The organism is Micromonospora sp. NPDC047465 (assembly GCF_040643125.1).
Classification (GTDB): Bacteria; Actinomycetota; Actinomycetes; order Mycobacteriales; family Micromonosporaceae; genus Micromonospora.
In genome coordinates, this window is the sequence record NZ_JBEYTP010000096.1 from 1 (window position 1) to 9765 (window position 9765).

At 74.5% G+C, this 9765-nt stretch carries 2 protein-coding genes; both read left to right on the forward strand.

Annotated elements, in window-relative coordinates; all coding sequences use genetic code 11:
• Positions 1 to 72 precede the first annotated feature (72 nt).
• On the forward strand, positions 73 to 3129 hold the full coding sequence (locus ABZ793_RS34230) for an SDR family NAD(P)-dependent oxidoreductase (protein WP_357465073.1): 3057 nt from the start codon (positions 73 to 75) through the stop codon (positions 3127 to 3129).
• A gap of 46 nt (positions 3130 to 3175) precedes the next feature.
• Positions 3176 to 9765: type I polyketide synthase (locus ABZ793_RS34235; RefSeq protein ID WP_357465075.1), on the forward strand; the 6590-nt coding region annotated here is incomplete at its 3' end.

Sequence of the window (9765 nt, forward strand, 5' to 3'; positions counted from 1 at the left end):
GGGTACTGGGTGCGGCATGTGCGGGAGGCGGTCCGGTTCTCCGACGCGGTTGTCACGTTGCACGGGTGTGGGGTGAGTACGTTCCTGGAGGTCGGTCCGGACGCGACGTTGACGGCGATGGCGGCGGACACCCCTGCCGACCGGCCGGTGCAGCAGATTCCCGCGCTGCGTCGGGACCAGTCCGAGGCGACGGCCCTGGTGACGGCGTTGGCGCGGTTGCACGTGACGGGCACGTCCGTGGACTGGGCGGGCTGGTTCACCGGGCAGACCGGCAAGTCGCCCCGGACCGTGGACCTGCCCACCTACGCCTTCCAACGCCAGCGCTACTGGCTCGACGCCGGCCCGGCCGGGGGTGGCGCGGATGCCTCCGGACTCGGCGTACGCAGCGGCCGGCACCCCCTGCTGAACGCCCAGCTCGTCTCAGCCGCCGACGACGTACGCATCCACGGCGGCCGGCTCTCGGTGCGGACCCAGCCGTGGCTCGCCGACCACGTGGTCTGGGGCTCTGTCGTCGTCCCGGGCACCGCACTGGTCGAGATGGCGCTGCACGCGGGCGGGCAGGCCGGCTGCGACGCGCTCGACGAACTGACCCTCGCCGCCCCGCTCGTGCTGCCCGAGCAGGGCGCCCGTGCCGTGCAGCTCACCCTCGCTCCCGACGAGCACGGCCGCCGTCGGGTCGCCATCCACTCCCGCCCGGCCGACGACCCACGCGGCGACTGGACCCGGCACGCCGAGGGCATCCTCGCGCCCGCAGCCGCCGACGCCGCCGAGGCGCTGACCGAGTGGCCGCCGCCCGACGCCGCCGCCGTACCGGTCGAGCCGATCTACGAGCAGCTCGGCCGGCTCGGCGTCGACCACGGGCCGACGTTCCGCGGGCTGCGCGCCGCGTGGCGTACCGGCGAGGCGGTCTTCGCGGAGGTCGCGCTGCCGGACGGCGCCGCCCCCGGGGCGTTCGCCATCCACCCGGCGCTGCTGGACGCGGCGCTGCACGTCGTCGGCCTCACCGACGACGCCGACGCCGACGCCTCCGGAGCCCGGCTCCCGTTCGCGTGGTCGGGCGTCGCGCTCTCCGCCGTCGGCGCCACCACCCTCCGGGTACGCGTCGAACGGGCCGGCTCGGCGGTGTCGCTGACCCTCGCCGACGGCACGGGCGCCCCCGTCGCCCGGGTCGCCTCGCTGGTCTCCCGGCCCGTCGGCGCCGACCAGCTCGACGCCTCCGGGTCCGCCGACGTACCGCTGTTCGACCTGCGCTGGACCGCCCTGCCGCTGCCGTCGCGGCGGGCCTCCGGGATCGTGGCGCTCGGCGAGGCCGCCGCCCTCGCCGACGCGGCGGTGCCCGGCGGACTGGCCGACCTCGCCGAGGCCGTCGACGCCGGCCTGCACGCCCCCCGGCTGGTGCTGCTCCCGACCGGCGCCGCCCCGGCGGGCGAGCCGCTCGGCCCCACCCGGGACCGCCTCGCCGACATCCTGACAACGATGCAGCGGTGGCTGGCCGACGACCGGTTCGCCGACCGGCGACTCGTGGTGCTCACCCGGGGCGCGGTCCCCGCCGACGACGCCGACACCGTGCCCGACCTGCCCGCAGCGGCCGTCTGGGGCCTGGTCCGCGCCGCGCAACTGGAACACCCGGGCCGGTTCGTCCTCGTCGACGTCGACGAGCACACCGACGCCGAACTGCTCGGCCGGGCGTTGGCCGGCGACGAACCCCAGCTCGCGCTGCGGGACGGCCGGCTCCTCGTACCCCGGCTGGCGCCCGCCGAGCCCGACCCGACCGGCGCGGTCGACCTGCTGCCGGACGGGACGGTGCTCGTCACCGGCGCCACCGGCACCCTCGGCGGCCTGCTCGCCCGCCACCTGGTCGCCGCCCACAAGGTGCGCCACCTGCTCCTGGTCGGCCGGCGCGGCGCCGACGCCCCCGGCGCGGCCGACCTGCTCGCCGACCTCGCCCGGCTGGGCGCCCAGGCCCGGCTCGTCGCCTGCGACGTGGCCGACCGGGAACAGCTCGCCGCGCTGCTGGCCGACATTCCGGCCGAGCACCCGCTCACCGGGGTCGTCCACGCCGCCGGCGTCCTCGACGACGCCGTCGTCACCGCGCTGACCCCCGAGCGGACCGCCGCCGTGCTGCGCCCCAAGGCGGACGCCGCCTGGCACCTGCACGACCTCACCCGGCACCTGGACCTGCCGATGTTCGTGCTGTTCTCCTCGATCGCCGGCCCGCTCGGCGGCCCCGGTCAGGGCAACTACGCCGCGGCCAACGCCTTCCTCGACGGGCTGGCCCACCACCGGCGCGCCGCCGGGCTCGCCGCCACCTCCCTTGCCTGGGGGCTGTGGGAGGAGAGCAGCGGCATGACCCGCCAGTTGGGCGCCGCGCGGCGGGAACGGATGGCCCGCCAGGGCATCGCCCCGCTCGGCACCGAGCAGGCGCTCGCCCTGTTCGACGCGAGCCGGCGCAGCCGGAGTCCCCTGCTGCTGCCCGTACGCCTCGACCTGGTCGCGCTGCGGGACCTCACCACCGTCGACCACCTCCCGGCTCCCCTGCGCGGCCTGCTCGGCGTGCGACCGCGGCGCGCCGCCGCCAGCGGGGCGGTGCCCGCCGGGGCCCTGCGCGACCGCCTGGCGGGGGCGTCCGACGAGGACCGCCGGCGCATGGTCGAGGAACTCGTCACCGGGCAGGTCGCCGAGGTGCTCGGCTACTCCTCGCCGGCCGCGGTCGGCGCCGGGCAGTCCTTCACCGAGCTGGGCTTCGACTCGCTGACCGCGGTCGACCTACGGAACCGGCTGACCACCCTCACCGGCCTGTCGCTGCCGGCCACCCTGGTCTTCGACCACCCCACCCCGGACGCCCTCACCGGGCACCTGATGGCGCAGCTCGGCCCCGGCCGGGCCGCCCCCACGCTCCTCGACGAGCTGGAGCGGCTGGAGGCGGCGTTCGCCGCGACCCCGCCGGAGGCCCTGGAAGAGCTGACCTCCGACGAGACGACCCGGTCGGCGGTCGCCGCCCGGCTCCGGGCGCTGCTCAGCCGCTGGGACGGCGACACCGGCGCGGCGGGCGCCGCCGCCCAGGTCATCGACGACGCCAGCGACGACGAACTCTTCGACTTCATCGACAGCACGTTCGGTCGTAACTGACCGTCGTACCGCCCGCTTGCCGACCAACGCGACAGGTGAATCCCCGATGGCCAACGAAGCCAAGCTCCGTGAGTACCTCAAGCGCGTCACCGCCGATCTCGCCGAGACCAGCGAACGCCTGAAGGCCGTCGACGCGAAGAACCACGAGCCGATCGCGATCGTCGGCATGAGCTGCCGGTACCCGGGTGGCGTCCGCTCGCCGGAGCAGCTCTGGGAACTGGTCGCCGCCGGCGGCGACGGCATCACCGGCTTCCCCGTCGACCGGGGCTGGAACATCGACGAGGCGTACGACCCGACCGGCGAGCGGCGGGGCAGCACGTACGCCCGCGAGGGCGGGTTCCTGCACGACGCCGGGGACTTCGACCCGGAGCTGTTCAAGATCTCGCCGTACGAGGCGCTGGCGATGGACCCGCAGCAGCGGCTGATGCTGGAGGCGTGCTGGGAGGCCATCGAGGACGCCCGGATCGACCCGCTGTCCCTGCGCGGCAGCCGCGTCGGCGTCTTCGCCGGCATGATGTACCACAACTACGCCGCCGGGCTCGGCGAGGTGCCCGAGACCCTGGACGGCTTCATCGGCGGCGGCACCGCCAGCAGCGTGCTGTCCGGGCGGGTCGCGTACACGTTCGGGTTCGAGGGGCCCGCCCTCACCGTCGACACGGCCTGCTCGTCGTCCCTGGTGGCGTTGCACCTGGCGGTGCAGTCCCTGCGGTCCGGCGAGTGCACCCTCGCCCTGGCCGGCGGCGTCACCGTGATGACCACGCTGGAGACGTTCATCGACTTCAGCCGGCAGCGCGGGCTCGCCCCGGACGGGCGGTGCAAGTCGTTCGCCGAGGGCGCCGACGGCACGGGCTGGTCCGAGGGCGTCGGCATGCTCCTCGTCGAGCGGCTGTCCGACGCGCAGCGCCTGGGCCACCGGGTGCTCGCGGTGGTACGCGGCTCGGCGGTGAACCAGGACGGGGCGTCGAACGGGTTGACGGCGCCGAACGGTCCGTCGCAGCAGCGGGTGATCCGGCAGGCCCTGGCGAACGCGCGGTTGTCTCCGGCCGACGTGGATGTGGTGGAGGCGCACGGCACCGCCACGACATTGGGCGATCCGATCGAGGCGCAGGCGCTGCTCGCGACGTACGGCCAGGGGCGGCCGGGGGACCGTCCGCTGCTGTTGGGGTCGGTGAAGTCGAACCTGGGTCACACGCAGGCCGCCGCGGGTGTGGCGGGTGTGATCAAGATGGTCCTCGCGATGCGGCACGGTGTGGTGCCGGCGTCGCTGCATGTGGATGTGCCGTCGTCGAAGGTGGACTGGTCGTCGGGTGCGGTGTCGTTGGTGACGGAGTCGACGCCGTGGCCGGTGGTGGGTCGGCCGCGTCGGGCGGCGGTGTCGTCGTTCGGGATCTCGGGGACGAACGCGCATGTGATCGTGGAGCAGGCGGAGGCGGTTTCGGTCGAGGCGTCGGCCGTTGTGGGTCTGCCGGTGGTGCCGTGGTTGGTGTCGGGGCGGTCGGCGGAGGCGTTGTCCGGTCAGGCTGCGCGGTTGGCGGAGTTCGCCCGGCGCGGGTCCTCGGATGTGGTGGAGGCGGGCTGGTCCCTGGCCACCTCCCGGGCGGCGTTGGAGCACCGGGCGGTGGTCCTCGGCGCCGATCGGGACGAGTTGCTGGCCGGGTTGGATGCTCTGGCTGTTGGGGCCGGGGTCGGCAATGTCGTGTCGGGCGAGGTGGTGTCCGGGCGGCGGGCGGTGTTGTTCACGGGTCAGGGTTCGCAGCGGGTGGGGATGGGTCGTGGGTTGTACGACGTGTTCCCGGTGTTCGCGGAGGCGTTCGACGGGGTGTGTGCCCGGTTCGAGGGCCGGTTGCCGCGCTCGTTGCGGGACGTGGTGTTCGTTGAGCCTGAGCTGTTGGACCAGACGGTGTTCACGCAGGCGGGGTTGTTCGCGGTCGAGGTGGCCCTGTACGAGCTGTTGTCCTCGTGGGGTGTGAAGCCGGACTACCTTGCCGGTCATTCGATCGGTGAGGTGACCGCCGCGTACGTGGCCGGGGTCCTGTCGTTGGATGACGCGTGCGCTCTGGTTGCCGCTCGTGGATCTCTGATGCAGGCGTTGCCGTCGGGTGGCGGGATGCTGGCGGTGGGCGCGTCCGAGGACGAGGTCCGCGAGTTGGCCGGTGACAGCGTGGATGTCGCGGCGGTGAACGGGCCTCGGTCGGTGGTGCTGTCCGGTGCGGAAGTTGACCTTGAGCGGGTCGGGCGGCTCTGCGTCGAGCGGGGTTGGCGGGTCAAGCGGTTGTCGGTCAGTCACGCGTTCCATTCGCGGTTGATGGAGCCGATGCTGGACGAGTTCCGGGCGGTCCTGAACACGCTGACCTGGCAGGCGCCGAAGCTGCCGATCGTCTCCAACCTGACCGGCCAACTGGCCGATCTGGCCGAGATCGGCGGCCCGGAGTACTGGGTGCGGCACGTCCGGGAGACGGTCCGGTTCTCCGACGCCATCGCGACGCTGCACGGGTGTGGGGTGAGCACGTTCCTGGAGGTCGGCCCGGACGCGACGCTGACCGCGATGGCCGCGGACACCTCCGCCGACCGGCCGGTGCACCACGTTCCCGCCCTGCGGCGGGACCAGCCCGACACGACCGCCCTGGTCACGGCGTTGGCGCGGCTGCACGTGACGGGCACGCCGGTGGACTGGGCTGCCTGGTTCACCGCGCAGACCGGCCAGCCGCCCCGGACCGTGGACCTGCCCACGTACGCCTTCCGTCATCAGCGCTACTGGCTGAACGCCCGCACCCGCCCGCACGGCCCCGAAAGCGGACCCGGCGCCCCCGACGACGCCACCTTCTGGCAGGTCATCGAGAACCAGGACGTCGAGGCCCTCGCCGCCACGCTCGCCGTCGACCCCGAGGCGACACTGGGCGACGTGCTGCCCGCCCTGTCGGCGTGGCGCCGCCGCCGGGAGGCGGAATCGACGCTCGACTCGTGGCGGTACCGGGTCACCTGGCAGCCGCTCCCCGACGCCCCCTCCCACCGGGAGGTCACGGACCTGCTGCTCGTCGTACCCGACAGCGCCGGCGGGACGGTGGAGGAGTGGACGACGGCGCTCGCCGCGCCCGGCGTACGGGTGCTGCGGGTGGCCCCCGGCCAGGGCCGCGAGGCCCTCGCCCACGATCTCGCCGAGGCGTACGCCGAGCAGCCGCCCAGCGTCGTCCTGTCGCTACTCGGCCTCGCGCCCGGCCCGCACCCCGCGTCCCCCTCCGTGCCGGCCGGACTCGCCGACACCGTCACACTCGCCCAGGCGCTCGGCGACGTCGGGGCCGGCCCCCGGCTCTGGATCGCCACCCGGAGCGCGGTCGCCGTCGGCCCCCGCGACCAGCACGTCGACCCCGACCAGGCGCTGCTCTGGGGCTTCGGCGGCGCGCTGCGCGCAGAGCACCCCCAGCGCTGGGGCGGCCTCGTCGACCTCCCCGAGGCGGCCGACCCGCGCGGCGTACGGCTGCTGCGCCGGCTGCTCGGCGGCGAGCGTGCGGAGGACCAACTCGCCGTCCGCGCCACCGGCGCGCACGCCCGCCGGTTGGTCCGCGCCGGGCAGCCGGCGGGCCCCGACCGCGAGTGGACCCCGCGCGGTACGGCGCTCGTCACCGGCGGTACGGGCGCCCTCGGCGCACACGTCGCCCGCGCCCTCGCGGCAGCCGGCGCCGACCACCTGCTCCTCGTCAGCCGGCGCGGCCCCGACGCCCCCGGCGCCGACGCGCTGACCCGGGAGCTGACCGCGCTCGGCGCCCGGGTGACCGTGGCGGCGTGCGACGTCGCCGACCGGGACGCCCTGCGTGACCTGCTCGCGGCGGTACCCGCCGACCTGCCGCTCAACGCCGTCGTGCACACCGCAGCGGCGCTCGACGACAACGTCGTCGACGGCCTCACCGTCGGGCAGCTGGCGACGGCCCTGCGCGCCAAGGTCGACGCCGCCCGCCACCTCGACGAACTGACCCGCGACCACGACCTGTCGGCGTTCGTCCTGTTCTCCTCCCTCGCCGGCACCATGGGCGGCCCGGGCCAGGCCAGCTACGCCCCCGGCAACGCCTGGCTCGACGCCCTCGCCCACCGCCGGCGTGCCGAGGGGCTGCCCGCCACGTCCATCGGTTGGGGCCTGTGGGCCGACGGCGGGGTCAGCGCGGGTGACTTCGAACGCCGGATGGCCCGCAACGGCTTCGGCGCGATGGACCCCGCCACCGCCGTGCGGGCGTTCGCTCGCGCCCTCGACCACGACGAGACCCACCTGGTGGTCGCAGACGTCGACTGGGACCGGCTCGCCGGCAACGCCGCCGGGCCGCGCCCCGACCCGCTGATCCGCGACCTGCTGACCGCCCCGCAGGTCACCGACGCCGCCACGGCCGACCGGGCCGCCGGGGCCGGCGCGCTGCGACAGCGGCTCGTCGGGCTCTCCGAGCCCGAGCAGCTCGACGTGCTCCGTGACCTCGTACGCGGCGAGGTCGCGGCGGTGCTCGGCCATGCCAGCGCCGACCAGGTGCCGGCGGAGCGCGCGTTCCGGGACCTCGGCTTCACCTCGCTCACCGCCGTCGAACTGCGCAACCGGCTCGACGCCGCCACCGGGCTCACGCTGCCCGCCACGCTGGCGTTCGACCACCCCAACCCGACCGCCCTGGCCGCCCACGTCCGTACCGAACTGCTGGGCGGGCACGCGCTGCCCGCGGCGCAGACCCCGACCGTACGTCCCGTCGACGACGACCCGATCGTCATCGTCGGCATGGGCTGCCGCTTCCCCGGCGGCGCCGGGTCGACGGAGGAGTTCTGGCGGCTGCTCGTCGACGGCGTCGACGCCATGTCCGACTTCCCCGTCAACCGGCACTGGGACCCCGAGGAACTGGCGTCGTCGTACGTGTCCCAGGGGGCGTTCCTGCACGACGCGGGCGCGTTCGACGCGGAGTTCTTCGGAATCTCGCCGCGCGAGGCCACCGCCATGGACCCGCAGCAGCGCCTGCTGCTGGAGGTGTCCTGGGCGGCGATCGAGGACGCCCGGATCGACCCGCTGTCGCTACGGGGCGGCCGCGTCGGCGTCTTCGCCGGCACCAACGGGCAGGACTTCGACACCCTCATCCGGTACGGCGGCGAACGCCTCGCCGGGTACGGCGCCACCGGCGCGTCCGCCAGCGTGCTGTCGGGGCGGGTGGCGTACTCGTTCGGGTTCGAGGGGCCGGCGGTGACCGTCGACACGGCGTGCTCGTCGTCGCTGGTGGCGTTGCACCTGGCGGCGCAGGCGCTGCGGTCGGGGGAGTGCGATCTGGCCCTGGCCGGTGGCGTGACGGTGATGGCCACCCCGGGCGCGTTCGTGGAGTTCTCCCGCCAGGGGGGCCTGGCGGCCGATGGCCGCTGCCGGTCGTTCGCCGAGTCGGCGGACGGGACGGGCTGGGGTGAGGGCGTGGGCGTGCTGGTGGTTCAGCGCCTGTCCGACGCCCGGCGGGACGGTCGGCGGGTCCTCGCGGTGGTACGCGGCTCGGCGGTGAACCAGGACGGGGCGTCGAACGGGTTGACGGCGCCGAACGGTCCGTCGCAGCAGCGGGTGATCCGGCAGGCGCTGGCGAACGCGCGGTTGTCTCCGGCTGACGTGGATGTGGTGGAGGCGCACGGGACGGGTACCACGCTCGGTGATCCGATCGAGGCGCAGGCGTTGTTGGCGACCTATGGGCAGGGTCGTGACGGGGCTGAGCCGTTGTTGTTGGGGTCGGTGAAGTCGAATCTGGGCCATACGCAGGCTGCCGCCGGGGTGGCGGGTGTGATCAAGATGGTCCTCGCGATGCGGCACGGTGTGGTGCCGGCGTCGCTGCATGTGGATGTGCCGTCGTCGAAGGTGGACTGGTCGTCGGGGGCTGTCGCGCTTGCTACCGAGTCGATGCCGTGGCCGGTGGTGGGTCGGCCGCGTCGGGCGGCGGTGTCGTCGTTCGGGATCTCGGGGACGAACGCGCACGTCGTCATCGAGCAGGCGGAGGCGGTCGAGGCCGAGGCTACGGTGGTTGCCGATCTGCCGGTGGTGCCGTGGTTGGTGTCGGGGCGGTCGGCGGAGGCGTTGTCCGGTCAGGCGGGGCGGTTGGTGGAGTTCGCTCGGCGGGAGTCGGGTGTGCCGGCGGTGGAGGTGGGCTGGTCGCTGGCGACGTCGCGGGCGGCGTTGGAGCACCGGGCGGTGGTGCTGGGCCGTGATCGTGGTGAGCTTCTGGCGGGGCTGGAGGCTCTGGCGGGCGGTTCAGCGGTTTCCGGTGTGGTGACGGGTCAGGCGTCGCAGGGTCGGGTCGCCGTGTTGTTCACGGGCCAGGGTTCGCAGCGGGTGGGGATGGGTCGGGAGCTGTACGACTCGTTCGCGGTGTTCGCGGAGGCGTTCGACGGGGTGTGTGACCGGTTCGAGGGCCGGTTGCCGCGCCCGTTGCGGGAGGTGGTCTTCGCCGAGCCCGAGCTGCTGGATCAGACCGTCTACACGCAGGCGGGGTTGTTCGCGGTTGAGGTGGCTCTGTATGAGTTGTTGTTGTCGTGGGGTGTGAGGCCGGATTACCTGGCTGGGCATTCGATTGGTGAGGTGACTGCCGCCTATGTGGCGGGGGTGTTGTCGTTGGAGGATGCCTGCAAGCTGGTGGCGGCGCGTGGGTC